Below are 26,132 nucleotides of genomic sequence, written 5' to 3'. Positions count from 1 at the left end.
GCTCGCGCTGCGTCAAAAGAGAACCGATTTCCTTCATTTCTGTCCGTCCTGGAACGGCCTTTCGCCCAGGCCCATCGGCAGAATGACGCGCTTTCCGCCACTCTGTCGCGTTTCGCGACATGGTTTGCGTCGGAAGGTTGCTTGCGCCCCGCTGCGCCCGGGCGCAAACTTGATCAAATTTCCACGCAGACCGGAGAGCGCCATGCTGACCAAGCGCGATTTCTACATCAACGGCAAATGGGTCGCCCCCGCCAATGCGCGCGACTGGCAGGTGATCAACCCCTCAACCGAAGAGCCCTGCGCGGTGATCTCGCTCGGCGATCAGGCCGATACCGATGCCGCCGTCGCCGCCGCCAAGGCCGCGCTTCCCGGCTGGGCCGCCACGCCCCCCGCCGAACGCGCCCGTCTGGTCGCCAAGATCGTTGATCAGTACAATGCCCGCCTCCAGGAATTCGCCGAGGCCATCGCGATGGAGATGGGCGCGCCCATCGACTTCGCCCTGTCGGACCAGGCCCCCTGCCTGCCCTGGCACACCACCAATTTCCTCAAGGCCTTCGAGCATATCGAATGGGTCCGCCCGCTGCATCCCGGCACGCCCATGGACAAGCCGCAACCCGCCGTGGCGCTGGAACCGATCGGCGTTGTCGGCCTGATCACGCCCTGGAACTGGCCGGTCAACCAGATCGCGCTCAAGGCGATCCCCGCCATGCTGGCGGGCTGCACCTGCGTGCTGAAACCGTCCGAAGAAAGCCCGCTCAACGCGATGCTCTTCGCGGAATTCTGCCATGACGCGGGCATCCCCGCCGGCGTCTTCAATCTGGTGAACGGCGATGGCGCGGGCGTGGGCAGCCAGCTGTCCACCCATCCCGATGTGCAGATGATCTCTTTCACCGGCTCTACCCGTGCCGGCCGCGCCATCTCCAAGGCCGCCGCCGAAAGCCTCAAGCGCGTGACGCTGGAACTGGGCGGCAAGGGTGCGAACCTGGTCTTCGCCGATGCTGATGACAAGGCCATCGAACGCTCGGTCCTGCGCATGATGGAAAACACCGGCCAGTCCTGCAATGCGCCCTCGCGGATGCTGGTGGAGCGCTCGGTCTATGACGCCTCGATCGCCAAGGCAGTGGCAGTGGCCGAGAAGATCAAGGTCGGCCCCGCGCTGGAACACGGTGGCCATATCGGCCCGGTCGTGAACAAGCGGCAATGGGACCAGATCCAGGGCTATATCCAGAAGGGCATCGACGAAGGCGCCCGCCTTGTCACTGGCGGCCCCGGCCTGCCCGAGGGCTTCAACCGCGGCTTCTACGTCAAGCCCACCATCTTCGCCGATGTGAAGCCCGGCATGACCATCGAGAAGGAAGAGATCTTCGGCCCCGTCCTCTGCATGATCCCCTTCGACACCGAGGAAGAGGCCGTGGCCATCGCCAATGACACGCCCTATGGCCTGACCAACTATGTGCAGTCCGGCAGTCCGGCGCGCTCGAACCGCCTGGCCCGCCAGTTGCAGGCCGGTATGATCGAGATGAACGGCAAGCCGCGCGGCGCGGGCTCCTTCTTCGGCGGCGTCAAGCAATCGGGTCGCGCCCGTGAAGGCGGCATCTGGGGCATCGAGGAATTCCTCGAACCCAAGGGCATCTCCGGCTATGACTTCTCGGTGAAAGAAGCGGCCGAATAAGCCCCCGGGCGCAAGCATCTCCAGGACCCGTGCCCCAGGGCGCGGGTCTTTCTGCAAGACGTTCGGAAGACACAAACAAGACCTTCAAACGGCGCTTTCCGGCATTCACGCAAAGCCCCCGGCTCTAGGCTCTGTTTCATCAGATCTGCCCCGGGGACCGCCAATGACCCAATACCGCCATCTCACCTCGCCCCTGCAACTGCGCGGCCATACGCTGCGCAACCGCATCGTCTTTGGCGCGCACACCAACAATATGTCCGACATGGGCCTGCCCGGCCCCCGCCAGGGTGGCTATCTGATCGAACGGGCCCTGGGCGGCGCGGCCATGGTGGTCTGCGAACCCGTCCCCGCCCATCGCACCGGCGTGCTCACCCGCGGCAACCTCCTGCCCGAATCCGATGCCATCATTGCCCCTTTCCGTCCGATCACCCAGGCGATCAAACAGGCGGGCGCCGTCGCCATCCAGCAGATCTACCATGTCGGCGCCCATGGCGATTCCGACCTGTCCTTCGCCCCGCATTGGTCGCCCTCGGGCGGGCCATCCTACCATGACAGCGACGGCAGCCACCGCATGACCGTCAAGGAAATCAACGAGATCCTGGACGCCCACCTTGCCGCCGCCATCCGCGCCAAGGCCTGCGGCTATGACGGGGTCGAGGTCTGGGCCGCCTATCACTCGCTTCTCGACCAGTTCTGGACGCCGTGGTCCAACACCCGCGACGATGACTGGGGCGGCAGCTTGCAAAACCGCACCCGCTTTTCCCGCACCCTGATCGAACGCATCCGCCGCGCCTGCGGCGAGGATTTCGTCATCGGCCTGGCCATCAGCCATTCCGAAATCTTCACCGAGGTGACGCTGGGCGTCGAAGCCATGGCCGAGATCATCGCGCTGCATGATGCCACCGGCCATGTCGATTACGTCACCGTCGGCGCGGGGTCCTATCTCGATTTCGAACGCATCATCCCGCCCTTCACCCATGCCGAGAAACTGACCACGCCGCTTACGGCGGAACTGAAGAAGATCGTCCGCCACGCCAAGATCACCTCCGAGGCCGGCATCCGCACCCCCGACAATGCCGAGACCATCCTCTCCGCGGGCGAGGCCGACCTTGTCTCGATCGTGCGCGGCCAGATCGCCGACCCGCATCTGGCGCGCAAGGTGATGGAAGGCCGCCCGCAGGACATCCGCGGCTGCATCTCCTGCAACCAGATGTGCTGGGGCCGCCGGTCGCGCGACTACTGGATCTCCTGCCTCATCAACCCTTCGGCGGGGCGTGAGTTCGAATGGGGCGGCGACCGCTTCACCCCTGCCGCCACCCCGCGCTCGGTCCTTGTCGTCGGCGCAGGCCCCGCCGGGCTCGAGGCCGCCCGCGCCGCTGCCGAACGCGGCCACCGGGTCGAGATCATCGAGGCCCTGCCCGTGATCGGCGGCCAGTTCCGCCTTGCGGGCCAGCAGCCGCGCCGCGCCCAGATCCTCGACCTGATGGATTGGTATGAACGCCAGTTCGAGAAACTTGGCGTCACGCTGCGGCTGAACACCTATCTTGATGACGATGAAATCGCCGCCCATCCCGCCGATGTGATCATCCTCGCCACCGGCTCGCTGCCAGACGAGGCCGCGACCCAGCGCTGGCTGCCAGGCGAGGCCAGCCTGCCCGGTCTCGACAATGGCCATGTCCACAGCCCCGAAGCGATCTTGCGGCGCGAGGTACGGCCCGGCGATGAGGTGATCCTGTATGATGAAGGCTCGAACTGGCGCGGTGTCGGCACGGCCTGGTGGCTGGCCGAACAGGGCCATAGGGTCACCATCGTGACGCCACAAGCCTATGTCGGGCAAGAGATTTCGCGCACCGCCGCCGATGGCGCCGCCCGCCGTGCCCTGGCGCAGAAAGGCGCGCGCTTCCTGCCCGAAAGTCTGATCGCCCGCTGGCACGGCAATGGCGCCACCGTGCGCAGCCTGCTGACCGGTGCGGAAGAGCTGATCCCCGCCTCGGCCCTGGTGATGTGCACCACCAACCGCAGCTTCGACCCCTATCCCGAAACGTTCCCGGGCAAGCAGACCCACCGCATCGGCGATTGCGCCGCGCCCCGCCTTGCCGCCTATGCCTTCCACGATGGCCGGAAGCTGGCCCTTTCGCTCTGACCTGTGGCTAGCCCAGCAAGGCTTCAACCGAAAAGCCATCGGGAATATCGGAACGATCGTTCAATATAAGTTCCGCCAGCGCCTCGCCAGCCCTGGGCGCCAGCCCGAAGCCGATCTTGAACCCGCCATTGGCGACATAATGGCCCGGCCGCCCGGGCCATGCCCCCAGCACCGGCCCCCGGCTTTTCGCCCGGGGCCGCAGGCCCGCCCAGCGCTCGATCACATCTGCACCCGCCAGCACCGGCATCACCGCCCGCGCCCGCATCACCAGATCCTCGGCCTGCGCATCCGGCCCCGAGACGGTCCAGTCCGTCTCCGATGTCGACCCGACCGCCACCGTTCCATCGCCATGCGGCACGACATGAAGCCCCCCGGCATAGACCTGCGGCAGCGCTGCCGCGTCATGCCGCAGCACCACCGCCTGCCCCTTCACCGCCGCGCCCAGCTTCTTGCCGAAGGCCGCCGACAAATCGGCCAACCCCGTCCAGCCCGTCGCATGCACAACCGCGCCCTCATCCGGTGCCTCGCCGAACACCACCGCGCCCCCCGCCGCCCGCAGCGCCGCCTCCAGCGCCGCGCAGGCCGCCCGGGGCGAAATCCTTGCCGTCAGCGTATCCTCCACCAGAAAGCCGCTCGCCGAGGCCGGCTCCCACGCCGCCCCCGTCGCCGCCACAACCCGCCAGTCGGCCTTGCCGCGCCACAGATCCCGCGCCGCACCCGCGCGCAGCCGCGCCGCCGCCACCGCAGCGTCATCCGCCAGGGGCTGCACCCGGCCAGAGCGGAGATAGAGCGGATCGCCGCCCCCCGCCGCCGCCACCTCTGCCCACCAGCCTTCGGCCATCAGCAGGCTTCCCAGTTGGAAGGCCTTCAGATCATTCCAGCCCTCGGGCGCGAAAGGCGCCAGCGCCCCCACCACCCCGCCCGAGGCCCCGGCCCCGATCCGCGCCGCCTCGACCAGCCGCACCCGGGCCCCGCGCCGCGCACAGGCCCAGGCCACCGCCAGCCCGAACACGCCGCCGCCGCGCACTGTCACATCGACGCTTGTCATTCCCCCGCCCCTGGCCCAGATCTGTGCCGCGAAGGACTAGACCCATGCCCCCGACCGCACAACCCGAACTGGATTGGAAGGACGGCGCGATCCCGATCGCCCGCGCCTTCGACGATCCGTATTTCTCGCTCGCGGGCGGTCTGGCCGAAACCCGCCATGTCTTCCTGTCGGGCAATGATCTGCCCGGCCGCCTGACCCACGGCTTCCACATCGCCGAACTTGGCTTCGGCACCGGCCTCAACCTCCTCGCCCTCGCCCTTCTCTGGCAGGAAGCGGGCAGCCCCGGCACGCTCCGCTTCACGTCCTTTGAGGCCTTCCCGATGGCCGCCCCCGACATGACCCGCGCCCTTGCCGTCTTCCCCGAGGCGGCGGCGATTTCCGCCCCGCTCCTCGCCGCCCGCGCTGCCGGGGCCACGGAAATCGCGCTGCCGGGCATTCAGGTCGCCCTGATCCTCGGCGATGCCCGCCAGACCCTGCCCGCTTGGCGCGAAAAGGCCGATGCCTGGTTCCTCGACGGCTTCTCGCCCGCCAAGAACCCCGAAATGTGGGGCGAGGCGCTGATGGCCCAGGTCGCCCGCCACACCACCCCCGGTGGCAGCTTCGCGACCTATACCGCCGCCGGCCATGTCCGCCGCGCCCTTTCCGCCGCAGGCTTCGCGGTCACCCGCCAGCCTGGTTTCGCGGGCAAGCGGCATATGTCCACCGGTCGCCTTACCGCAACTCCATCCCTTCCGGCCAGCGCATCGCATAATCCAGGCTGATCTCGCGTTTCTCGCCCGCGCCCAGATCGAACGACCATTCCAGTATCCCGCGCTGCCCGTCGACATCGGTCACATCCGGTGCGGGCTTGGCGTCCAGCGTGATCTCCAGGTCCTCCTGCTCGGAATAGGGCACCTGATCCAGCACCCGCAGCGGCCAGCTTTCCGTGCCCAGATTCTCGACCACCAGCACTGCCGCCTCGCTGGCCTCATTCGAGGTCGTCAGAAAGCCCGACTGGCCGCTCGCCCTGACCGGCATCTCGCGCTTCACGCGCAGCGTCTCCAGCGCGCCAAAGGCCAGCTCTGCCTCGGCCCCGCGCGCGATCGTCTCCAGCGCCGCCTGTCCGACCAGAACCCCCTCGCGGAAGATCAGCGCATCGCCCGGCAGCAAGGGTTCCTGCCCGGCATTGACGAATTCCGCCATGACATAGGCGGTGCGGTCCCACCGGGGCACCGCCCGCGCATAGACCACCGGCTCGGCCGCGATCACATCCAGCGCCAGCCGCAGATCCTCGACGCCCGAGGCCACGTCGACCGCGCGTGGATAGGTATAGACCACCGTATCGCCTTCCAGCCCGGCTGCGGCAGTGATCGGGGCTGGCGCGGCGGCCACCTCCATCTCCGGCGCGGCCCCCGCCACCATCGAATCGCGGGCATAGTCCTCGGCCTTGGCTTCAGGCACGATCTGGCGCAGCGCGGGCCAGAGCGTCGACGGCGCGGCCTGATCGGCGGGGCGCGAGGTGGACAATGTCAGATCCACCCCCGTCCAGTCCTCGCCAGTATATTGCGTCACCAGCACCGACCGCTCAATCTCCAGCTTCGGACCGCCCGCCTGGGTCAGGTTCAGCTCGTAGAACGGCCGCCAGGACGCATTCTCGATGTAATGCACCAGCGTCACCGTCGCCGATCCCGCCGTCGCGCCCTCGACCTCGACGCTCAACCCCAGATAATCCGGGTCGATCTGCGGCAGCGTATCCAGCGCCGCCTGCGCCTTTTCCCGCGCCTTCTGCGCCGCGTCCAGCGCCTCCTGTGCCGTCCAGAGATCGGCCTTGGCCGCCGCGGCCGCCTGCGCCGCGGCCAGGGTCTCGGCTCCAACCATCTCGGCCATGGCCTTCAGCGTCTCGGGCGTGGCACTATCGGGCAGCGCGCCGGTGAACGAGGTCAGGAAGGCCCCCTGTGCCGTGGCGGCCGCGATCCGCGCCTGCACGGCCTCCACCCCCGCCAGGGCCGCGCGCTCGTGCGCCTTGGCGGCCTCCAGCGCCGCTTTCGCCGCCGCCTGTTCGGGCGTATCGGGCAGATCGCGCGGCGGCAGCCGGTCGTCGCGCAGGGCAAAGCCGCCCAGTCCCAGCCCCGCGCTGCCCGTCATCTGCATCAGCGCCGTCTCCAGGCCGCGCGGCAGGTCCAGCACCAGCAGCTCGTGCCGCCCAGCCGCGGGCAGGTCAAAGCGCACCTCGCGGGTGATCTTCTCCCCTTCGGGATAGACGGTGACATCGGTGATCGTGCTGCGCGCCTCGATCGTATCGGCCAGGGCCGGGGCAGCTGTGGAGATCAGAAGAAGGGTCAGAATCTTGCGCATGGCGGGGCCTTTCGCGACAGGTATCCCCCCATCATGCGCGCCGCCCGCCGGGCCGCAAGCCGGGAAACCCTGCCCCCTTGCGCGCCAAGGATCGCGCGGCGGGAGACGTCACCCCATGTTGAAGTTCGCCGGATCCGGGCCGCAGCGCTGCCCTTCGTCCAGAGCGGCAATCGCCGCCATCTCCTCCGCGCTCAGCGCAAAGTCGAAAAGGTCGAGATTCTCGGCCAGCCCCTCTGCCCGTGTCGAACGCGGAATGACCGAGGCGCCGATCTGAAGATGCCAGCGCAGGATCACCTGGGCCGGGCTTTTCCCCGCGCGCCGCGCCGCCGCCACCACAGCGGGCGCCGCGAAACTGCGGCCCTGCCCCAGCGGCGTCCAGCTTTGCGTCACGATGCCGCGCCGCTCATGAAAGGCGCGCAGCGCGGGCTGTTGCAGGCGCGGGTTGATCTCGACCTGGTTCAAGACCGGCACAACGCCGGTTTCGCCGATGATCCGCTCCAGCTGCGGCTCCTGGAAATTCGACACGCCGATCGACCGGCACAGCCCCGCCTCCCGCGCCGCGATCAGCGCCTTCCAGGTCTCAAGATACAGATCGCGCGCCGGGGTTGGCCAATGGATCAGCAGCAGGTCCACGAAGGGCAGGCCCAGCCGCGTCAGGCTTGCCTCCGCCGCGCGCAGAGCCTTGTCATAGCCCTGCTCGCTGTTCCAGATCTTCGTCGTCACGAAAACCGCGTCGCGCGGCAAGCCGCTGGCCCGGACCCCGGCGCCCTGGCCCTCTTCATTGCCATAGATCGCTGCGCCATCGACCAGCCGGTAGCCCGCCCTCAGCCCCGAAACCACCGTCTCTTCGGTGATCCCTGCGGGCACTTGCCACAGGCCAAAGCCAAGCTGCGGCATCTTGCGGCCGTCGTTCAGGGTCAGGGTGGTCTGGGTCATGCCGGGTCTCCTTTGCGCGGCAGCAAAGCCGGTGCGGCGGCGCAGGGCAAGGCAAAGACCACAGGATCAGCGCCGCGTGGCCGATGCCAGCAACCGCAGCATCGCCGCCACATGGCTTTGCCGGTCCGCCCCGCTCGCAAGGGCCAGGGCGGTGCGGTCAAAGGCCGCCGACAGAAGATCGGCCAAGGCCGCGCATTCGGGCAGCGGCAATTCGGGCAGCGTCTCTTGCAGCCCGGCCTGCAACTGGGCGCGCCCGTCGCCCGCCGTCAGACGCGCCGCTTCCGCCGGGCCCAGGGCCGCGGGCGCCTCGACCAGCAAAAGTGCCGCCCGGCCCGGCACGGCCATCGCGTCAAGATAGGCCAGGGCGCCGGTGACAAGGGCCTGATCGGGATCGCGGATTGCCATGGTCGCGGCGTCGATGGCCTGGCCCACGGCATCGGCCTCGCGCTGGCACAGGGCGCGCAGCAGATCCGCCTTGTCGGCGAAATGGTGATAGAGAGCGCCGCGCGTCACGCCCGCTGCGGCGACGATCTCGGGTGTGCCCGTCTCGGCATAGCCGCGGGCGGTGAACAGGGCGCGCGCCGCGTCCAACAACTGGCCGCGCGTCGCCTCGCGCCGGTCGGCCTGGCTGCGGCGCGACGGCGCGGCGGGGGCAGGGGATAGTGACACTTACATACACCTTGCATGTTTATCCTCTCAATGATACATGCACATTGTATGTAAAAACAAGCCAGCGAGGATGCCATGCAGACCACCCAATATTACCCGGTGATCCAGACCGCCGATGTCGCGGGCACCGCCGCCTTCTATTGCCGCCATTTCGGCTTTCAGCCGCTGTTCGAGAACGACTGGTATGTCCATCTCCAGCAGGTCTCCGATCCCGGTGTGAACCTCGCGATCCTGCGCCATGACCATGAGACGATCCCGACCGAGGGCCGCGGCCCGACGCGCGGCCTGATCCTGAATTTCGAGGTCGCCGATGTGGATGCCCAGGCGGCGCGCCTGATCGCCGAAGGCGTGCCGGTGGCGAAACCCCTGCGGGACGAAGCCTTCGGCCAGCGCCATATCATCCTGCGCGACCCGAACGGCCTGCTGATCGACCTGATCACCCCGATCGCGCCGGATGACAGCTTCGCCCCGTCCTATGCCAGCGCCGCCCTGCCCGCGTGACCGCCAGACATGACAAAGGCCCCGATCGGAACCGGGGCCTTTGCCAGAATCTCAGGGCCGATCAGCCCTTTTTCAGAACCCGTTGGCCCAGCAGCTCGGCGATCTGCACCGCGTTCAACGCAGCGCCCTTGCGCAGGTTGTCACTGACGCACCACAGGTTGAGCCCGTTCTCCACGGTCGAATCCTGCCGCACCCGGCTGACATAGGTGGCAAACTCGCCCACACATTCGATCGGCGTGATGTAGCCGCCGGCCTCGCGCTTGTCGACCAGCATGATCCCCGGCGCTTCGCGCAGGATGTCCTGCGCTTCCTGCCAGTCCAGGAACTCTTCGGTCTCGATATTGATCGCTTCCGAATGGCCGACGAAGACCGGCACCCGCACGCAGGTCGCCGTCACCTTGATCTTGGGATCAAGGATCTTCTTGGTCTCGGCGACCATCTTCCATTCTTCCTTGGTCTCGCCCGAGTCCAGGAAGACGTCGATATGCGGAATCACGTTGAAGGCGATCTGCTTGGAGAACTTCGACGGCGGCACTTCGGCGGTGGGGTTGTAGACCGCCTTGGTCTGCTCCCACAGCTCGTCCATGCCTTCCTTGCCCGCGCCCGACACCGACTGATAGGTCGACACCACAACGCGGGTGATCTTGGCCCGGTCATGCAGCGGCTTCAGCGCCACCACCATCTGCGCGGTCGAGCAATTGGGGTTGGCGATGATGTTCTTGTTCTTATAGCCCATGATCGCATCGGCATTCACTTCCGGCACGATCAGCGGGATCTCGGGGTCGTAGCGATACAAGGAAGAGTTATCGATCACGATGCAGCCCGCCGCGGCCGCCTTGGGCGCATATTCCTTGGTCGGGCCGCTGCCCACCGCGAACAGCGCGATGTCCCAGCCGGTGAAATCGAAAGTCGCGAGATCCTTGGTTTTCAGGGTAGTGTCGCCAAAGCTGACTTCAGTGCCCAGAGATTTTCGCGACGCCAGCGCGACGATCTCATCGACCGGGAACTCGCGCTCGGCGAGGATGTTCAGCATTTCGCGGCCCACGTTACCCGTGGCACCCGCGACGACGACCTTATAGCCCATCGGGGTTCTCCAAAAACGTCCCCGGCATGGGGACGCGGCCCCTTAGCGCAAAGGCGGCACGGGGGGAAGGGCGAACTGGCCCCGCGCCTCAGGCGCGGCGGTCCTGTGACATAAGATAGATCACCAGCCCCAGCGCCACCGCCACGGCAAAGAAGGCGAAGACCGCCTGGAAGGGCGCCGCCGCATGGCCCGCCACCACCGTGGCCGCATGGATGCGCCCGGTCGCCTCTTGCGCGATCCCGGCCGAGGCGATGCCGAACAGGTTCACCAGCGTCACCCCCCGCCCGATCAGATGGGGCGGAAAGAAGGCCTTGGCATGGGCCACGACCAGCGGGAAGGTCGCGCCGAAGAAGCCCACCCCCACCAGCAGCGCCAGCGCCAGCCCGGGCGACTGCCCGGCCCAGAGCGCCAGCCCCGCGACGCAGACGCACATCAGCAGATTGCCGATGAAGATCACCCATTTCAGCGTGCCGAACCAGCGGTCCAGCGGCCCATAGGCGAAACTGCCCGCCACCATCGCCAGCCCCATCCACAGCCCGGCCTGGCCGATCTCGGCCCGCGAATAGCCCCAGACATCGGTGAAATACGGCCCCAGCCACAACCCGCGCAGCCCCGCCGCCGGGGCATAGCAGACGAACATCATGGCAAAGATCGGCCAAAGCTGCGGAATGCGCAGCAGCGACAGCACCGATCCGCCCTGCCCGGCCGCGACCCGCGCCGGATCGCGCACCAGCGCGAAAACCGCCACCCCGACCGCTGCCGTGATCGCGGCCAGGCCGAAGACAGTCTCTCGCCAGCCAAAGGCCTCGACCGCCGCGGTCAGCGGCAGCGAGGCCGCGATATTGCCCAGCGATCCGATCCCGATCGTCGCCGCCGCCAGCGTCGCGAAGGCCGTCGCCGAAAACTCGCGCGCGAAGATGTAATAGCTCGCCATCAGCACCGGCGAACAGCCGACCCCGATCAGCGCCATGGCCAGCTTGATCCCGTCCGGCGATCCGGCCGAGGCGAACAGCAGCGCCCCCAGCGCGCCCACCATAAGACAGGCCGCCGTCGTGCTGCGCGGGCCGAACCGGTCCAGCGCCGCGCCCACCGGCAATTGCATCAGCGCGAAGGCCAGGAACCACAGGCCCGAGGCCGAGGCGAGATCGACCTTCGTCATGCCCAGATCGGCTTCCAGCACCGGCGTCAGCACCGCCAGGAAGGCGCGATAGAATTGCGACAGCACATAGCTCAGGACCAGACAGGCAATGCCAAGGCGCATCACGGTTTCTCCTTCGGCGGCGGGCCGTTGTGACAGGCCCCTGGGCCGCCCGCAAGGTCTGCTTTGCTGCGCGGCATCGCTCTTGCGCGCGCAGCGCCGCTTGCGTCAGATAGTCCGGATTTCAGCCCGGAGGATTTCATGCACCCCGCCCGCATTTCCGCGCCGCTTTGCGCCTTTCTCGCCCTTGCCCTTCCCGCTCTGGCCAATGACGGCTGGGGCGGCCTTTCCGCCACCGGCCTGACCTTCGGCCAGACCTCCGCCATCGCCATGGAAGAGGAAGACCTTTTCATCAGCCCCGACCGCATCACCGTCGATTACACCTTCCGAAACCTCACGCAGCAGGACGTCACCGGCGAGGTCATCTTCCCCCTGCCGCCCATCGGAGTCTGGTCCATGCTGGAATCGATGTGGAACCTCCCCGAAGACCCGACGCGCGACAATCTGGTGAACTTCTCGGCCACGGTCGATGGCCAGCCCGTCGCGGTACAGATCGACCGCATCGCCGTGATCGAACCGGAATGGCAAGAGGGCCGACCCCTCAACGAACAATATGACACGCCCGGTCGCGACGTGACCGCCGATCTCACCCGTTTCGGCCTGCCGCTGACGCTGGATTACCAGACGGTCAGCGCCGCCCTTCTCGCGCTTTCCCCCGCCGATCAGGCCGCCGCCAAGGCCGCGGGCATCGCCGAGTATTACGAAGGCGACCCGGCACAGGGCGTCCCGCCCGAAGGCTATCCGCTCTGGTCCATCGTCTACCGCTATCACTGGACCCAGACCTTCCCCGCCGGGGCCACTCTGCGCGTCCATCACGAATATGAAAACCGCCCTTCCGGCGGCCTCTTCTATTTCTCCAACCCGCCGGAAGACTATCAGGACTATCTCGTCGACCAGTATTGCATCGACCAGGGCACCGCCAAGGCCATCGTCAAGGCGCTGGAACGGCCCGATGGCGAAGAGTTCGGCAATTACGGCACTGCGCTGAACATCTCCTATGTCCTGCGCACCGCCAATTCCTGGGCCGGGCCGATCGGCAAATTCCGCCTGACGCTCGACAAGGGCCAAGCGGAAAACGTCATCTCGCTCTGCGCCGACGGGGTGAAAAAGACCGGCCCGACGACCTTCGTGATCGAAAAGACCAACTACACCCCCGAACGTGACCTCGAAATTCTGGTGGTCCAGCCGCTGACCGACCAATAGGCCGCGATCCCGCGATGGGTCCGTCCGCCAGCGCCAGCCGCCTTATCGCAAGATAAGGCGGAAGACGTTCGGAAGACGTTTGGAAGACCTTCGCAAGACCCCGAAAATCCAGCCTTTTCAGGCAGGTTGCGGCACCGGCATCACCCGCTCGCGGATCGGCAGATGCACCAGCGCCGAAAACGCGCCCACGCCCACCCCGATCCACCAGACCAGCGTATAGGATCCGTTCAGGTCATACATCTTGCCGCCCAGCCAGACGCCCAGGAAGCCGCCGATCTGGTGGCTCAGGAACACGAAGCCATAGAGCGTACCCATATAGCGCAGCCCGTAGATATGGGCGACCAGCCCGCTCGTCAGCGGCACCGTGGCCAGCCACAGGCTGCCCATCACCGCCGAGAAGACCAGCACCGATGTCGGCGTGATCGGCAGCATGATGAAGATGCCAGCGGCCAGCGTCCGCCCGACATAGATCGCCGCCAGCAGGTATTTCTTGGTGTACTTTTTGCCCAGCCAGCCCGCCGTGATCGTGCCGACGATGTTGAACAGCCCGATCACCGCAATCGACACCGCGCCCAGCGCCGAAGAGGTGGTGATCCCGATCGCCGCCAGCAGCCCGTTCGGGGCAGGCGCGCCGCACAGCTCGGTCACAAAGGCCGGAAAATGCGCGGTGATGAAGGCCAGCTGATAGCCGCAAGAGAAAAAGCCAAGGAAAATCAGGGTGAAAGATGGGTCCTTGAAGGCCCGCACCAGAACCGTGCCCAGGGTCTCTTCCAGTTCCGCCCGGCTGGCCACATGGGGCGAGCGGATGAAGGGCAGCGCGAAAAGCGTCAGCAGGATCACCACGGCGAAGATCAGGAAGACCGTATGCCAGGTGTAGAATTGCAGCAGGAACTCTGCCGTCGGCGCCCCGAAAACCTGCCCCGCCGACCCCGCCGCCGTGCCGATCCCCAACGCCATCGAGCGATGTTCCGGCGCCGCTGCCCGGCCGACAATCGCCAGGATCACGCCGAACCCGGTGCCCGCGATGCCGAAGCCCACCAGGATCGCCAATGTCTGATGCTGCCAGGGCTCGAAAGCATAGGCCGACAGCACCAGACCCAGCGCATAAAGGATCGCGCCGGCGATGATCGCGCGCCGGTCGCCGAACCGTTCCGCCACCGCGCCGAATAGGGGCTGACCGATGCCCCAGGCCAGGTTCTGGATCGCGATGGCCAGCGAGAACTCGCTGCGCGCCCAGCCAAATTCCTGCGCCACGGGGATCTGGAACACCCCGAACGAGGCCCGGATCGCAAAGCCGATCATCAGGATCACCGATCCCGCAATCAGCACCGGCGTGATCAAAGGGGCCTTGGTTTGCGGTAGGACAGCGGACATGACGTTTCACTCCATGATGCCGCGGAACCTGACGCTGCTGCGCGGCAGGGTCAAATGCAGAATTGTGATGAAGACAATTGCGCCGCCGCGGGGCGCAACAGGATCGGCCCCGCAAGGATCTGGCGTGCGTTGGTAAACGAATAGTGAACCCCGCAGGGCCAAGCCTTTGATTCTCATGGCACGACCCGGATGTCCCATCGTGGGACACCGGCTGTCCGGGGCGCCTGCAAGGACGGGCCGCGCCCTGGCTCAGCCCTTCCGCGCGCCGTCCAGCGTGGCGATGCGGTCCTGCGTGGCCGGGTCGGCCAGCAGCTCGGCCAGCGGCGCCTCCAGCCTGCGCCGCCAGTTCGGATGCTCTTCGATCGTGCCCGGCAGGTTCGGCTGCTCGGGCAGGGCCAGCAGGTCCTCCATCGGTACCAGCGCCAGCCGCGACCCGGTCCGTCCGATATGCGACAGCGCCGCCTTTACGACCGGGGCGCTGTCTTCCGGCGCCGGGCGCGGATCGGGCATCCCGAAGGTCGACCATAACAGCCCCCGGTCCCAGGCCCGGCGGGCCTCTTCTCCCGCCCGGTCCGTTCCAGGCGGCAGGCGGCCCAGCGCATCGGCCCAGTCCAGATCGCGCCCCGACCACCAGCCCGCCACCGTCGCCGTGTCATGCGTCCCGGTCATCGCCAGGCTTTCGGCCGGGTAATCCTGCGGCCCGATGAAGCCGTGATCCTGCGCCCGCTCGAACCACAGCACCCGCATCCCCGGCATGCCCCGCGCGGTGATCGCCTCGGAAAACCCATGCGGCTTGGTGCCCAGATCCTCGGCCACGACCATCGCCCCCGCCCGCCAGCTTTCCAGCGCGCAAAGCCGGATCAGGTCATCGAAAGGATAGTCCAGATAGGCCCCGTCGCGCGATGGATGCCCGTCAGGCACCACCCAAAGCCGCGCCAGGCCGAAAGCATGGTCAATCCGCAAGCCCCCCGCCCGCGACAGCGCCGCCCGCAGCATGGCGATGAAGGGCGCAAAGCCCGTCTCGCGCAGACCCTGCGGCGAATAGGAGGTCAGCATCCAGTTCTGGCCTAAGGGCCCCAAAGGATCGGGCGGCGCGCCTATGGTCAGGCCCTGCAACAGCGCCTCGCGCATCGCCCAGCTGTCCGATCCGCCGGTATGCACCCCCACCGCCAAATCGGCGACAAGGCCGATCTTCATGCCCGCCGCCTTGGCCCGCGCCTGAACCGCCGCCAGCCCCGCGCGCGAAAGCCATTGGGCGAACAGGTGAAACTCGATCTCTGCGGCACTCTCTTGCGCGAAAGCCTGCGCCGCTGCGCCGTCGGGCTCGTGAAACGCGGCGGGCCACATCTGCCAGCCATCCGCCCCCTGCGGCCTGAACCGGCTGTCCAGCGCATCATACAGCGCATGGCGCATCAGGGCCGGCCCCTCGGCGGCGTTTTCCTCCCTGATCCGCTGGCGCAAATCCGGCGACAGCCCGGCAAAGACCGCGCGCAGATCGGCCTGCCGCCCGGGCATCGCATCGGGCCAGTCGATCAGCCCACCGCCCGCCCGCTCGGGCAGAGACGGCAGGCCCAGCAGCGCCGGATCGCCCATGGCGGCGTTGAAGAAGGTCCGGCTTGAGGGCGAATAGGGGCTGAACCCCTGCCCCCAGCCCGGGAACAGCGCATGGACCGGGTTGATCATCACCGCATCCGCACCGCGCGCCGCGAAAAGCTCGACCGTCTCGGCCAGTGCGCCGAAATCGCCAAATGCGCTGCTTCGCGCCGTGCGTAGGGCCGGGATCTGGACCGACGGCCCCCAGAACTTGCCCGGTCCGAAATGGTCAAAGCCGACAAAGCGCGGCGGGGCGACGGCCAGCGTGCATTCCGCCCCGTCGATCACCAGCCGGTAATATCCCGGAGCCGCGACGCCCGGCAGACACCCCGCCTCGATATCCAGCCGCAGCGTCCCGCCATCCTCGCCCGTAAGCTCGGCACTGCTGCCCGCGCCCAGCAGGCTTGCAGGCAGGGGCAGCGGCTGCCCGGCCTCGCCGGTGATCAGTTTCGGCGCCCGCGCCGCCTCGGCCACCACCCGCGCCAGACTGCGCCGGATCGCGACGGCATCCGCAGCTTCATAGCCTAGCGCCCCGGATATCTGCGCCAGCCGCTCATCCGGGATCGTGAATTCGGTTCCCGAGAGATCGCGCCAGCCCAGCGAAAGTCCAAGAGACTGCGCAAGCGTCTGGATCTCGGTCACGGTCGCCCTCGTCCCTGGGATTTCCCGCGACGATAACCAGCCGCTGCATCTGCGGCAACGCCATCATTGCGCCGCAGCAATCGCGGGGCTGGCCCGCGCGCCTCCTGTGTCAGTCGAGCCGCACCATGGCCTCGGCCACCCCCTGCCCGGCGGCTTCCAGCGCAAAAACCTTGCCCGCATCGGGGCAGGCCGCCAGCGCCTCGGGCGTCATGCCAGCGCGGGCGGTCGTGACATAGAGCGTGGTCAGGTCCGGCCCGCCGAAGGCCGGACAGGAAGATTGCGGCGCGCCCACCGGCAGGGCGGACAGGAAGCGCCCGTCGGGCGCATAGCAGGCCACGCGTGACGCCCCCCATTGCGCCAGCCACATATTGCCCTGCGCGTCGATCACCGCCCCGTCCGGCTCCAGCCCCTCGGCCCGCAAGTCAAGGAAGGTCACCGGCGTGCCATGGGGCCAGCCATCGGCATCCAGCCCCACACGCATCACCTTCTTCGTCGCGGTATCAGCGAAATAGGCCTGCGTGCCGTCAAGGGAAAAGCAGATCGCATTGGGAATGGTCACGCCCGCGAACAGCCTGCGTGTCTCACCCCGGTACCAGCGCCAGATCGCCCCCTTGCCGGTATCCTCGCCGCCGCGCATTCCCATCGTGCCCCACCAGAACCCGCCCTGGCGATCGGCCCTGCCATCGTTCGAGCGCGTTTCGGGCTGACCTGCCTCGATCCGCGCGAACAGCCGGTGCGCGCCATTGTTCAGGTTCACCCGCCACAGCCCGCTTTCCCCGGCGATCACCGCGATGTCGCGATTGACCAGCCCCATGGCGGAAACCATCTCGGGAAAGTCAAAGGTAAGGCTGCCATCCCCGCCTTGGCCATGCAGCCGTCCGTTCAGGATGTCGAACCACCACAGCATCTGCCGCTCGGCCTGCCACAGCGGCCCCTCGCCCAATTCGCTGATGCGGGCATCGAAGATCATCGTGCCTCCTCCCATGCGGTTACGATGGCGCGGGCGCGGGTGCCGACCTCGGCAGCCGAAAGGCCCGGCGCGTAAAGCGCGGTGCCGATGCCGAACCCGTCCGCCCCCGCCGCCATCCAGGCGGCGAAATTCGACGGCCCTGCCCCGCCGACGGCATAGACCAGACAGCCCTTGGGCAGAACGGCGCGAATTGCCTTGAGGCCCTCGGCCCCGATCAGGCTGCCGGGAAACAGCTTCAGACCCGTCGCCCCGGCCTTCAGCGCCGCGAAACACTCGGTCGGGGTCATCACCCCCGGCCAGCTTTCCATCCCGCGCGCCCGCGTCGCCGCGATGACCTCGGCGTCCATATTGGGCGAAACGACCAGCCGACCGCCCGCATCGGCCACCTCGGCCACATCCTTGACCGTCAGCACCGTTCCCGCGCCGATCTGCGCATGGCTGCCGAAGGCGCCCGACATGGCAGCGATCGAGGTCATCGGGTGGGGAGAATTCAACGGCACTTCGATCCGGGTGATCCCGGCCTCGATCAGCGCCTCGGCCACGGGAACGGCCTCGGGCGGGGTCAGGCCGCGCAGGATGGCGATGAGGGGGCGGTGGGTCATCAGGGCCTCGGAGCGATCAGGGTGGACAGACCGGCCAGCGTGCAGGACGCCACATCCAGCAGTTTCGCCGACACGCCCTGCGCTGCAAGCGCGCGGGCATAGGCGGCAGACAGGCCGGCCGAACCGATCAGGGTGACCGGCTGGCCCAGCCAATAGGGTTTCGCTGCGGCCAGTTCGGCCCCGATCAGAAGGCCCGAAAGCCGCGACCGCGCCGCCGCCGCGCCCAAACCTTCCAACAGACCTTCGGCCCGCAGCGTGAAAAGCCGCGCCGCCAGCCGCTCGGGCCGCGACAGGGCTTCCGACACGGCGGCATCAAAGGCCTCGGGCACCTCGCCCTCGGCACCCGCCAAACCATGCCGCAGGACCGATTGCTTCGCGAGAAGCGCGAACATCTCGCCCGTCATGAAGGTCTGGAAGCTGACCACCTCGCCCGCGCTGACATGCGCCCATTTGGAATGGGTGCCCGGCAGGCAATAAACGCCATCTCCGCCGCCCTGCGCCAAGGCCCCCGCGATCTGGGTTTCCTCGCCCCGCATCACATCGGCGGGCTTGGCCTGGGACAGACCGGGCGCGATAAAGACCCGCAGCCGCTTGTCCTGCACAGGCACGCGCGTCAACGCGCCCACGTCCAACGGCGGGCAGGGCACGGTGCGATAGCGCGCCTCGACCCAGCCCTGCCGTGCGCCCACCATGCCGCAGGCATAGATCGGCAGCACGCCCTCGCCCAGCCAGGCGCCGATCAGGCGCAACAGCGCCGGTTCGAACTGCTCTGGCACCAGGCGACCCATACCGTCTTCCGACACCGCCTCGGCCAGAACACGGCCCTGCGCCGACATCGCATAGACGCGCAAATTCGAGGTGCCCCAGTCGGCAGCGATCCAATCTGGCTGCATGTTTCCTCTTCCCGTCTCCGTTAGGCTTGGGCGATCGCGCTCGCGCCGTCAAGCGGCAGAGCACAGGGCGGGCCTGTCATCCCCAGCGGCCGGTCAGCACCCGGCGGGTCACCGCCTCGACCGGGCGCTCGCGCGCGATCAGGCCCGCCACCCATTCGCAACTGCCCGCGTTGAACACAGCCCCCTTGCCGCGGCGATACTCTGCCATACAGCCATTGCCCCGGCTGGCGCGGCCGAATGTTTCTGGCGTCAGTTCGCCATAGACCCATTCCGCCACCTCTTCCGCATCCAGCGTTCCGATGAACGTGTCGCGATCCTGCCGCCCGGCGGAATGGGCCAGCGTGGTGGCGGGCGACAGGCCGATGATGATCAACGCGCCCTGAAGCCCCGTACCTTCGGCCGCGAAGGGCAGGCCATGGGTCATGGTATAGTCGATGCCGTCGACCTCATAGCCAAAAATCCTCGATTGCGCCCCCAGCACATCGCCATAGCCGAGGCCCGTTTCGTGCAGGCACCAGTGGTCGGGCCGGTAGATGGTGAACCCGCCCGCGCCATGGGCGGCGCAGCGGCTCCACCCGGCATAGACGCCCATCGCCCCGGTCAGACCCATAGTCGCGGCGGCAGGACGGGCGGCACCGGGATAATCCCAATAGGTCGAGAGGCGCGCGGGGTCGCTGTCCCGGACCGGGTCCTCCGCCCGTGCGCGGGTCTTGTAGCAGGTCTGGGTCCGCAGATCGGGCGACAGCCGCGTCTGCCAGAAGAAATTCCCGGCAAAGCGCGCAAGCTCCCCGCCTGCGTCAAGCCAGGCGTCCAGATGGTCGCGCATCTCCCAGGTCCAGTATTCGTCATGGCCGACGATCAGCGCGCGGTCATAGCCGTCCAGCAGATGCGGATCGCGATGCAGGTCATGCTGCGTCGCAAAATCCAGCGCGATCCCCTGCGCCTCGCACCACAGGGCGAAGGGCCGTTCGAACGCCGCCCAGCCAGAGGACGCATATTTTTTAGAAATGGTTCTCGAACGCGCATATTCCATATGCGGATAGCGCGGTTTCGCCAGCAGTGGCGAGGCATAGGGGATGCGAGGCGCATCCGCAGGCCAGCGCACGAAACCCGTGGCCCAGGGGCGCAGCACGCTGACATTCGGGGCAAAATCGGCGCCATTCGGGCCGGTCAGACCCTGATAATGGTTCGAACCGCCCCAGTCGTTATAGGCACACCACGTTCCCGTCGCGAGGATCATGCAGATTTTCGCTGCGGGGCGCGCGGCGCGCAGAACGAACATGTGCTGGCTGTCATGGCCGGGCACAGACAGCGTCACCGTATAGACGCCGCTGGCCCAATCCTGCGGGATTATGAGGGCAAACCGTTCAGGCCAGTTGCAGCCGGAAACCGAACACTCCTCAGGCGTCGTCTCGAAACTCAGGCCGATCTCGGTTGAAAGAACCACGTGCGGCGAAATGCCGTCGCGCGCGATCTGCAAATGGGCGCGCGGAGCGCTGGACATGGCATGAAGCGCCAACCTGTCGCCCGGCGCATAGGATACCGCATCCGTATAGGCCCAGACCTGCGGACGGTTCGGGTCGGCCGAGGCCATCTCGTAGAAATGCCCGGTGACCGGATCGTCATCGTCATGCGGCGCAGTTACGAAAAATCCTTTCAGGCTCATCGGCGAAAGCCCTTGGCAAAGCTGTCCGTAAGGAAGGCGGAGGTAGCGTCGAGATAGGTCTCGACATTCGCCCGGCGAAAGACGCCATGGCCCTCATCCGCGAAGAGAAGCGCTTGGTGCGGGATCTGATGCGCCGCCATCTCGCGGATCGCGACATGGGTGTTTTCCGGGCCGACATTGGTGTCGGCCAGACCATGCACCACAAGAATATGGCCGCGCAGGCCGGACAGGAAATTGCCGGGGCTGGCATTGGCATATTTCTCGGGAAAGTCCTGCGGGCTGCCGCCCATCATCTCTTCGGAATAGCTTTGGCCCCAGGGCATGCCAGTCTCGGCATAGTCGATGTCCAGCTTGTACATGCCGCACATCGGGATCGCCGCCATGACCAGATCCGTGTGGCGGATGGCCTGAAACCAGCTTGAGAACCCACCATAGGAGTTGCCCACCACCGCCACCGGCCCAGGAATGCCGCTGGCCAGCGCGGCTTCGATCCCGGCGCGGATATCGGCTTGCTCGCGACCGCCCCAGCCATCTTCCTTGACCTTCTCGCGCCAGCGCCGGCCAAAGCCGGTGGAGCCGCGATAATTGGGGTCGAGCACGGCATAGCCTTGCTGCACCCAGTAGCCGATCTTCGGGTTCACCCAATCCTCGGAATGCCAGGTCGGCCCGCCATGCACATAGGCGATCAGGCCTTTCGGCACGCCTGCCGGACGGTACAGCCAACCCTGCACCGCCTCGCCATCCGGCGCGGTCCAGCGAAAATCCTGCGGGGCGCTGTGGTGGCGGACCGGGTCTGGCGCAGCCTGGGCCAGCGTCACGCAACGGCCATCGGAGTGAATGCGAACCAGCTGATGCGGGGCTGAGGCGTCATAGGCCTCGGCCAGCCAGCCGCCATCGGGCAGGCCGGCATGGGGCAAGAGCGAACGGCGGCCCGAAAGGTTTGGCAAGGGCGCCAGGGCGCCTCCTGTCCAGATCGAGGCCACGGTGGCGGGGCGGGCATGATGAACGGCGGCGAAACAGCCTTGCGCGCCGGGAACAACGTCGAAGGGCAGGAAATCCGGCTCGCCCGCGATCTCGGTCGCGGTGCCCGTGACGGGGTCGAGCCACCCGAGGATATCGCGGTCCCCGATATCGGCGACAAAGGCGATCGTGCCGTCCGACAGCCAGTCGCCCACCAGCGCCCCCGCCTCGCCAAAGGCCAGCACCTCGCGCAACCCGCCGCCATCGGTATCCAAGAGCCAGAACTGCGTGCCGCCCGGTGCGCGCAGGTTGCGGGGCCAGAGCAGCGTCGTTCCATCCGGCGACAGCCTCACGCCATGGGTGAAGGGGGCATCACATCTGGCAAGGCAGGTCAATGCGCCGGAAGCAATGTCCATCCGCCAGACCCAGCCGCCCGCCGTGACTTGGCCCGCCGCATAATCGTAATTGGCGACGAAATAGAGCGTCGAAGCATCTTCCGACAGGACACCCCCATAGACGTAATGCGTCTGTTGCGGCGGCGTCAGCGCGCGCAGGCTGTTTCCATCGGCGCGGTCCAGCAGAAGCAGGTGATCGCGCTCGCAGGCATTCCTGGATTGGGCGAGGATCAGCCGCTGCCCGTCTTGCGAGACATCACGGATCAGGAAGTGGTCGATGCCCCGGGTCAGCCGTTCCGGCGGCGCCGATCCGTCGGTCGGCACGCACCAGACCTCATCGGTCTCGCTTGGTCCGGCCCAGCACCAGAAGGCCCAGCGCCCGTCGCCCGAGGCATGGACATTAGTGATTTGCGGTAGGGCGGCCCAGGCGCGGGCAAGATCGGACATCGGCTTTCCTATACGAAATGACAGGCCGCAGCACGGGCGTCTTCGCGGCGCAGCAATGGTCTTGTGCTGTGGCAGATCGCCTGCACCTGCGGGCATCGGCTGGCCAAGACGCAACCGGGGGGCGGCGCAGTGACAGAGGGCAGTTCTCCCTGCAACGACTGGCCGATGCGGCCCCGTTCGCGCGGGGGATCGGGTTCCGGCACAGCTTGCATGAGCGCCAGCGAATAGGGGTGCCGCGGCGCAGCATAGAACGCGGAGCGCGGGGCTTGTTCCATCACCCGCCCCAGGCACATGACCATGATGTCATGGCTGATATGCCGCACGACCGAAAGGTTGTGCGAGATGAAGACCAGCGCCAGCCCCAGCCTGTCTTGCAAATCCATCAGCAGGTTCACCACCTGCGCCTGGATCGACACGTCAAGCGCCGAGACCGGCTCGTCGCAGACGATCAGCTTCGGCTTGGCGATGATCGCGCGCGCAATGCCTACGCGCTGCGCCTGCCCGCCCGAAAGTTCGTGCGGGTAGCGGTCGGCGAAATCGGCCGAAAGGCCGACCAGGGCCAACGCCTCGACCGCGCGGTCGCGCAGCGCAGCGCGCGACAGGCCGGGTTCGAACGTGGCAAGCGGGCGCGTGACGATGCGGCCCAGCGTCATGCGCGGGTCAAGGGCGGCGAGCGGGTCCTGAAAGATGATCTGGAATTCGGATCGCCGTTTGCGCAGCGCCTCGGGCCGCATCGCGGCCATATCTTCGCCCTGCCACAGCACCCGGCCGCCGGTCGGCTCGATCAGGCGGATCAGCGCCCGCCCGAGCGTGGATTTGCCGCAGCCGGATTCGCCGACAATGCCCAGCGTGCGGCCTGCTTCCAGCGTGAACGACACGTCATGCACGATGGGCAGAACCTGCGCAGCGGCAAAAAGGCCGGAGGCGGGGATGCGATAGCCGACATCCAGATGTTCCACCTGCAACAGGCTCATGGCGCGGCCCCGATCAGATGGCAGGCGGCATCGTGCCCCGGGGCAAGCGGGTGCAGCGGCGGCTGTTCGGTTTCGCAGGCGGCAATCTTGACCGTGCAGCGCGGGGCGAAGGGGCAGCCGGGCAGCATGGTCCCGCCGGATCGCGGCGTGCCCGGAATGGTGCCCAGCCGCGGCGTCAGCGCATCGGTCAGGCGCGGTGTCGCTGCCAGCAGGGCGGAGGCATAGGGATGCGCGGGGGCGGCGAAGACTGTCTCGCAGGGGCCCTGCTCCATCACCCTGCCGCCGTACAGAACGATCATCCGGTCACAAAGCCGCGCCACCACGCCCAGGTCATGGGTGACCAGGATCACCGCCGTTCCGGCCTCGCGCGCAAGTTCGGCGATCAGATCCAGCACCTGCGCCTGGATCGTCACGTCCAGCGCGGTGGTGGGCTCGTCCGCCAAAAGCAGGGCTGGGCGCACCAGCAGGGCCATGGCGATCATCACACGCTGCCGCATTCCGCCAGAGAACTGATGAGGATATTGCCGTGCCCGCCGCGCCGCATCGGGAATGCGCACGCGGTCAAGCATGGCGATGGCGGCCCGCGCCGCTTCGGCCCGGCCCATCCCCTTGTGCACGACCAGCCCCTCGGCCAGTTGCGCCCCTATCCGCATATAGGGATTCAGCGAGGTCATCGGATCCTGAAAGATCATCGACAGGCTGACGCCCCGCATCCGATCCAGCGCCGTCGAAGACAGTGACAAGAGATCCTGCCCCTGAAAGAGCGCTTGCCCGGAAACGCGACCATTCCCCGCCAGAAGTCCCATCAGCGAGAACAGGATCTGCGACTTGCCCGATCCGCTCTCGCCCACGATCCCCAGTATTTCGCCCGGCGCCACATTGAAGGAAACACGGTCCACCGCCCGCATCATCCCGCCCGGCAGGCGGAAGTCGACCGTCAGGTCGCGCAGGTAAAGCAGGCTATCGCTCATTGGGGTCAAAGGCATCGCGCAGCCCGTCGGCAATGAAATTCAGGCAGAAAAGCACCGCCGCCAGCAGCCCTCCCGGCAACAGAAGCAGGCGCAGATCGGTATCCATGGCGGCGGTGCCGGTCTGGATCAGGTTGCCCCAACTCGCCTGTGGTTCGCGGATACCGATGCCCAGAAAGGACAGGAAGGATTCCGACAAGATCACCTCGGGCACCAGCAGGCTGCCATAGACAAGGACGACCGAAAAGCAGTTGGGCAGAATATGCGTGAACAGGATGCCAGCGCCGGTCATGCCGCCCGCCCGCGCCGCCTCGACGAATTCGCGCCGGGCCAAAGACTGCGCCTGCGCCCGCACGATCACGGCCGGTGTCAGCCAGAGGGTGAAGACGATGGCCGCGAACAGCGCAATCGTGCCGCCGCCGAACAGAAGGCCTAGCAGGATCACAAGGATGACATAGGGAAAGCCATAAAGAACCTCGACCGCTGCCATCATGATCCGGTCGGTGCGACCTCCGACATAACCCGCGACCGCGCCATAGATCACGCCGATCACCCCGGCCGTCAGTGCCCCCAGAAAACCGATGGTCAGCGAGACCTGGCCGCCCTCCATCACCCGCACCAGAAGGTCGCGGCCGAAATCATCGGTGCCGAAAAGATGTGGCGAGGAGAAGTCGATGGGCGCGGAAATGTAGTCGAAATCCGCGTCCTCTCCGGTGAAGGGAAAGGCGTAGGGGCCAAGGAAACACAGCACCACGATCAGCAGCAGGATCACGACCGAGGCCATGGCCAGCCGGTTTGCAGCAAAGCGGCGCAGTTGAAGCTGAAAGGTCGAGAGGTGGCGCGGCGTCACGGCATCAGTCATGGCGCACCCTCGGGTCGATCCAGCCGCGCGCAAGATCGGTCGCGATGTTTGCGACGATCACCAGGCCGCCGTAAAGGATGGTGATGCCCATCACCAAAGGGTAGTCGCGGTTCAGCGCGGCATCGACGAAATGCCGCCCGATGCCCGGCACGGCAAAAATAGTCTCGATCAGGATCGAGCCGGTGATGATCGCCGCCGTGGCAGGACCGAGATAAGCGATCACCGGCAGAAGCGCCCCTTTCAGGACATGCCGCAGCAGGGTGCGCCGCGTGCCAAGACCCTTGGCACGGGCCGTGCGGACATAGTTCTCGCGCAGAACCTCGATCATCGAGGACCGTGTCAGACGCGAGATATAGGCGATGTTGGGCAGAGCCAGCACGAGAATGGGCAGGATCAGGGCGTGCCAGCCGCCCGCGATTCCGCCAACCGGCACCCAGTTCAGCTTGAGCGCGAAAAAGGCCTGGGCCAGCGGTCCGATCACGAAGATCGGAATGGCGATGCCGATAACGCCGATGGTGCCGGCAAGATAATCGGTCACCCCGTTGCGGCGCAGCGCGCCGGCAATGCCCAAAGCGATGCCGACAAGGGTTGCCACCACGATCGCCCAGAAGCCGATCGTCAGCGACCAGGGCAGGCCCGAGGCGATGATGTCGTTCACCGAATAGTCGCGAAACCTAGTCGAGGGGCCAAGATCCAGATGCGCCAGCCCCCAGAGCCAGCGGCCAAACTGCTGCCAGACGGGTTCGTCCAGATGGAAAGCTTTCTGGATATTGGCCAGAACTTCGGGGCTGATCTTGCGATTCTTCGAGAAGGGGCCGCCAGGCGCCAGGCGCATGACGAAAAAGGTCAGCGTCACCAGCGCCACCAGCGTCAGCCCGCCCCCCCACAGCCGTTTCGCAATGAACCTTATCATCTCGCGTCAGGGGCGGCGGCGGCCG

General features: G+C 67.0%; 22 protein-coding genes. 5 read left to right on the top strand and 17 right to left on the bottom strand.

The window, feature by feature from the left end; translation table 11 throughout:
- Nucleotides 1–202 precede the first annotated feature (202 nt).
- Together ACED67_RS05690 and ACED67_RS05685 are read left to right on the top strand one after the other, a co-directional pair.
- Nucleotides 203–1,672 (top strand): aldehyde dehydrogenase family protein, encoded by a 1,470-nt coding sequence (locus ACED67_RS05690; protein ID WP_395540606.1) that lies wholly within the window; start codon nt 203–205, stop codon nt 1,670–1,672.
- Nucleotides 1,673–1,835: 163 nt separating this feature from the next.
- Nucleotides 1,836–3,815: an oxidoreductase gene (locus ACED67_RS05685; protein WP_395540605.1), complete on the top strand. Its 1,980-nt coding sequence runs from the start codon at nt 1,836–1,838 to the stop codon at nt 3,813–3,815.
- Between the two features lie 7 nt (nt 3,816–3,822).
- Here the strand turns inward: ACED67_RS05685 and ACED67_RS05680 are convergent, their stop codons facing one another.
- Nucleotides 3,823–4,863 (bottom strand): NAD(P)/FAD-dependent oxidoreductase, encoded by a 1,041-nt coding sequence (locus ACED67_RS05680; protein WP_395540604.1) that lies wholly within the window; start codon nt 4,861–4,863, stop codon nt 3,823–3,825.
- A gap of 44 nt (nt 4,864–4,907) precedes the next feature.
- Between ACED67_RS05680 and mnmC2 the strand changes: the two genes are divergently transcribed.
- Nucleotides 4,908–5,624, top strand: coding sequence for a tRNA (5-methylaminomethyl-2-thiouridine)(34)-methyltransferase MnmC2 (mnmC2, locus tag ACED67_RS05675; RefSeq protein ID WP_395540603.1), 717 nt, complete (start codon nt 4,908–4,910; stop codon nt 5,622–5,624).
- Here the strand turns inward: mnmC2 and ACED67_RS05670 are convergent.
- The 3 genes from ACED67_RS05670 to ACED67_RS05660 form a co-directional block, all read right to left on the bottom strand.
- Nucleotides 5,575–7,197 carry a DUF4139 domain-containing protein gene (locus tag ACED67_RS05670; RefSeq protein WP_395540602.1) on the bottom strand — a complete coding sequence of 541 codons (1,623 nt, stop codon included), beginning with the start codon at nt 7,195–7,197 and terminating at the stop codon, nt 5,575–5,577. The two genes, mnmC2 and ACED67_RS05670, sit on opposite strands and share 50 nt — an antisense overlap.
- 108 nt (nt 7,198–7,305) lie before the next feature.
- The gene (locus ACED67_RS05665; protein ID WP_395540601.1) at nt 7,306–8,133 is read right to left on the bottom strand and encodes an aldo/keto reductase; all 828 of its coding nucleotides are present in this window, start codon (nt 8,131–8,133) and stop codon (nt 7,306–7,308) included.
- Nucleotides 8,134–8,199: 66 nt separating this feature from the next.
- Entirely contained in the window at nt 8,200–8,802 is a 603-nt protein-coding gene (locus tag ACED67_RS05660) for a TetR/AcrR family transcriptional regulator (protein ID WP_395540600.1), read from the bottom strand.
- A gap of 75 nt (nt 8,803–8,877) precedes the next feature.
- On the opposite strand from ACED67_RS05660, the gene ACED67_RS05655 reads away from it, so the two are divergent.
- Nucleotides 8,878–9,303, top strand: a complete 426-nt coding sequence (locus ACED67_RS05655; RefSeq protein ID WP_395540599.1) for a VOC family protein — start codon at nt 8,878–8,880, stop codon at nt 9,301–9,303.
- 61 nt (nt 9,304–9,364) lie between these two features.
- On the opposite strand, the gene ACED67_RS05650 is transcribed toward ACED67_RS05655, so the two are convergent.
- The gene (locus ACED67_RS05650; protein ID WP_395540598.1) at nt 9,365–10,387 is read right to left on the bottom strand and encodes an aspartate-semialdehyde dehydrogenase; all 1,023 of its coding nucleotides are present in this window, start codon (nt 10,385–10,387) and stop codon (nt 9,365–9,367) included.
- A gap of 88 nt (nt 10,388–10,475) precedes the next feature.
- Nucleotides 10,476–11,648 (bottom strand): MFS transporter, encoded by a 1,173-nt coding sequence (locus ACED67_RS05645; protein ID WP_395540597.1) that lies wholly within the window; start codon nt 11,646–11,648, stop codon nt 10,476–10,478.
- Between the two features lie 138 nt (nt 11,649–11,786).
- Between ACED67_RS05645 and ACED67_RS05640 the strand changes: the two genes are divergently transcribed.
- On the top strand, nt 11,787–12,848 hold the full coding sequence (locus ACED67_RS05640; protein ID WP_395540596.1) for a DUF4424 family protein: 1,062 nt from the start codon (nt 11,787–11,789) through the stop codon (nt 12,846–12,848).
- A gap of 117 nt (nt 12,849–12,965) precedes the next feature.
- On the opposite strand, the gene ACED67_RS05635 is transcribed toward ACED67_RS05640, so the two are convergent.
- The 11 genes from ACED67_RS05635 to ACED67_RS05585 form a co-directional block, all read right to left on the bottom strand.
- Complete coding sequence (locus ACED67_RS05635; protein ID WP_395540594.1) at nt 12,966–14,222, bottom strand: MFS transporter; 1,257 nt, start codon at nt 14,220–14,222, stop codon at nt 12,966–12,968.
- 249 nt (nt 14,223–14,471) lie between these two features.
- Nucleotides 14,472–16,457: a 4-alpha-glucanotransferase gene (malQ, locus tag ACED67_RS05630; protein ID WP_395540593.1), complete on the bottom strand. Its 1,986-nt coding sequence runs from the start codon at nt 16,455–16,457 to the stop codon at nt 14,472–14,474.
- A gap of 109 nt (nt 16,458–16,566) precedes the next feature.
- Nucleotides 16,567–17,427 (bottom strand): SMP-30/gluconolactonase/LRE family protein, encoded by an 861-nt coding sequence (locus ACED67_RS05625; protein ID WP_395540592.1) that lies wholly within the window; start codon nt 17,425–17,427, stop codon nt 16,567–16,569.
- Complete coding sequence (locus ACED67_RS05620) at nt 17,424–18,029, bottom strand: 2-dehydro-3-deoxy-6-phosphogalactonate aldolase (protein WP_395540591.1); 606 nt, start codon at nt 18,027–18,029, stop codon at nt 17,424–17,426. Before ACED67_RS05620 ends, ACED67_RS05625 begins: the two co-directional genes overlap by 4 nt.
- A complete protein-coding gene (locus ACED67_RS05615; protein ID WP_395540590.1) occupies nt 18,029–18,922 on the bottom strand; it encodes a 2-dehydro-3-deoxygalactonokinase in 894 nt (297 codons plus the stop codon). The genes ACED67_RS05620 and ACED67_RS05615 overlap by 1 nt, the downstream gene beginning before the upstream one ends.
- A 76-nt stretch (nt 18,923–18,998) precedes the next feature.
- Entirely contained in the window at nt 18,999–20,588 is a 1,590-nt protein-coding gene (locus ACED67_RS05610; RefSeq protein WP_395540589.1) for a N,N-dimethylformamidase beta subunit family domain-containing protein, read from the bottom strand.
- On the bottom strand, nt 20,585–22,390 hold the full coding sequence (locus ACED67_RS05605) for a S9 family peptidase (protein ID WP_395540588.1): 1,806 nt from the start codon (nt 22,388–22,390) through the stop codon (nt 20,585–20,587). Before ACED67_RS05605 ends, ACED67_RS05610 begins: the two co-directional genes overlap by 4 nt.
- 8 nt (nt 22,391–22,398) lie before the next feature.
- Nucleotides 22,399–23,364 (bottom strand): ABC transporter ATP-binding protein, encoded by a 966-nt coding sequence (locus ACED67_RS05600; RefSeq protein WP_395540587.1) that lies wholly within the window; start codon nt 23,362–23,364, stop codon nt 22,399–22,401.
- Entirely contained in the window at nt 23,361–24,350 is a 990-nt protein-coding gene (locus ACED67_RS05595; RefSeq protein ID WP_395540586.1) for an ABC transporter ATP-binding protein, read from the bottom strand. Before ACED67_RS05595 ends, ACED67_RS05600 begins: the two co-directional genes overlap by 4 nt.
- Nucleotides 24,325–25,194, bottom strand: coding sequence for an ABC transporter permease (locus ACED67_RS05590; RefSeq protein ID WP_395540585.1), 870 nt, complete (start codon nt 25,192–25,194; stop codon nt 24,325–24,327). Before ACED67_RS05590 ends, ACED67_RS05595 begins: the two co-directional genes overlap by 26 nt.
- On the bottom strand, nt 25,187–26,107 hold the full coding sequence (locus ACED67_RS05585) for an ABC transporter permease (protein WP_395540584.1): 921 nt from the start codon (nt 26,105–26,107) through the stop codon (nt 25,187–25,189). The genes ACED67_RS05590 and ACED67_RS05585 overlap by 8 nt, the downstream gene beginning before the upstream one ends.
- Nucleotides 26,108–26,132: the final 25 nt, after the last annotated feature.

This window comes from Neotabrizicola paludis (assembly GCF_044142105.1).
In the GTDB taxonomy this organism is placed as follows: domain Bacteria; phylum Pseudomonadota; class Alphaproteobacteria; order Rhodobacterales; family Rhodobacteraceae; genus Pseudogemmobacter.
This window is presented reverse-complemented; position numbering and strand designations above follow the sequence as displayed.

Bases quoted from the DNA above. Each gene is read 5' to 3' on its own strand.
- ACED67_RS05690 (WP_395540606.1), top strand. From the start codon at position 203: ATGCTGACCAAGCGCGATTTCTACATCAACGGCAAATGGGTCGCCCCC.
- ACED67_RS05685 (WP_395540605.1), top strand. From the start codon at position 1,836: ATGACCCAATACCGCCATCTCACCTCGCCCCTGCAACTGCGCGGCCAT.
- ACED67_RS05680 (WP_395540604.1), bottom strand. From the start codon at position 4,863: ATGACAAGCGTCGATGTGACAGTGCGCGGCGGCGGCGTGTTCGGGCTG.
- mnmC2 (WP_395540603.1), top strand. From the start codon at position 4,908: ATGCCCCCGACCGCACAACCCGAACTGGATTGGAAGGACGGCGCGATC.
- ACED67_RS05670 (WP_395540602.1), bottom strand. From the start codon at position 7,197: ATGCGCAAGATTCTGACCCTTCTTCTGATCTCCACAGCTGCCCCGGCC.
- ACED67_RS05665 (WP_395540601.1), bottom strand. From the start codon at position 8,133: ATGACCCAGACCACCCTGACCCTGAACGACGGCCGCAAGATGCCGCAG.
- ACED67_RS05655 (WP_395540599.1), top strand. From the start codon at position 8,878: ATGCAGACCACCCAATATTACCCGGTGATCCAGACCGCCGATGTCGCG.
- ACED67_RS05650 (WP_395540598.1), bottom strand. From the start codon at position 10,387: ATGGGCTATAAGGTCGTCGTCGCGGGTGCCACGGGTAACGTGGGCCGC.
- ACED67_RS05645 (WP_395540597.1), bottom strand. From the start codon at position 11,648: ATGCGCCTTGGCATTGCCTGTCTGGTCCTGAGCTATGTGCTGTCGCAA.
- ACED67_RS05640 (WP_395540596.1), top strand. From the start codon at position 11,787: ATGCACCCCGCCCGCATTTCCGCGCCGCTTTGCGCCTTTCTCGCCCTT.
- ACED67_RS05635 (WP_395540594.1), bottom strand. From the start codon at position 14,222: ATGTCCGCTGTCCTACCGCAAACCAAGGCCCCTTTGATCACGCCGGTG.
- ACED67_RS05625 (WP_395540592.1), bottom strand. From the start codon at position 17,427: ATGATCTTCGATGCCCGCATCAGCGAATTGGGCGAGGGGCCGCTGTGG.
- ACED67_RS05620 (WP_395540591.1), bottom strand. From the start codon at position 18,029: ATGACCCACCGCCCCCTCATCGCCATCCTGCGCGGCCTGACCCCGCCC.
- ACED67_RS05615 (WP_395540590.1), bottom strand. From the start codon at position 18,922: ATGCAGCCAGATTGGATCGCTGCCGACTGGGGCACCTCGAATTTGCGC.
- ACED67_RS05610 (WP_395540589.1), bottom strand. From the start codon at position 20,588: ATGAGCCTGAAAGGATTTTTCGTAACTGCGCCGCATGACGATGACGAT.
- ACED67_RS05605 (WP_395540588.1), bottom strand. From the start codon at position 22,390: ATGTCCGATCTTGCCCGCGCCTGGGCCGCCCTACCGCAAATCACTAAT.
- ACED67_RS05600 (WP_395540587.1), bottom strand. From the start codon at position 23,364: ATGAGCCTGTTGCAGGTGGAACATCTGGATGTCGGCTATCGCATCCCC.
- ACED67_RS05595 (WP_395540586.1), bottom strand. From the start codon at position 24,350: ATGCCTTTGACCCCAATGAGCGATAGCCTGCTTTACCTGCGCGACCTG.
- ACED67_RS05590 (WP_395540585.1), bottom strand. From the start codon at position 25,194: ATGACTGATGCCGTGACGCCGCGCCACCTCTCGACCTTTCAGCTTCAA.
- ACED67_RS05585 (WP_395540584.1), bottom strand. From the start codon at position 26,107: ATGATAAGGTTCATTGCGAAACGGCTGTGGGGGGGCGGGCTGACGCTG.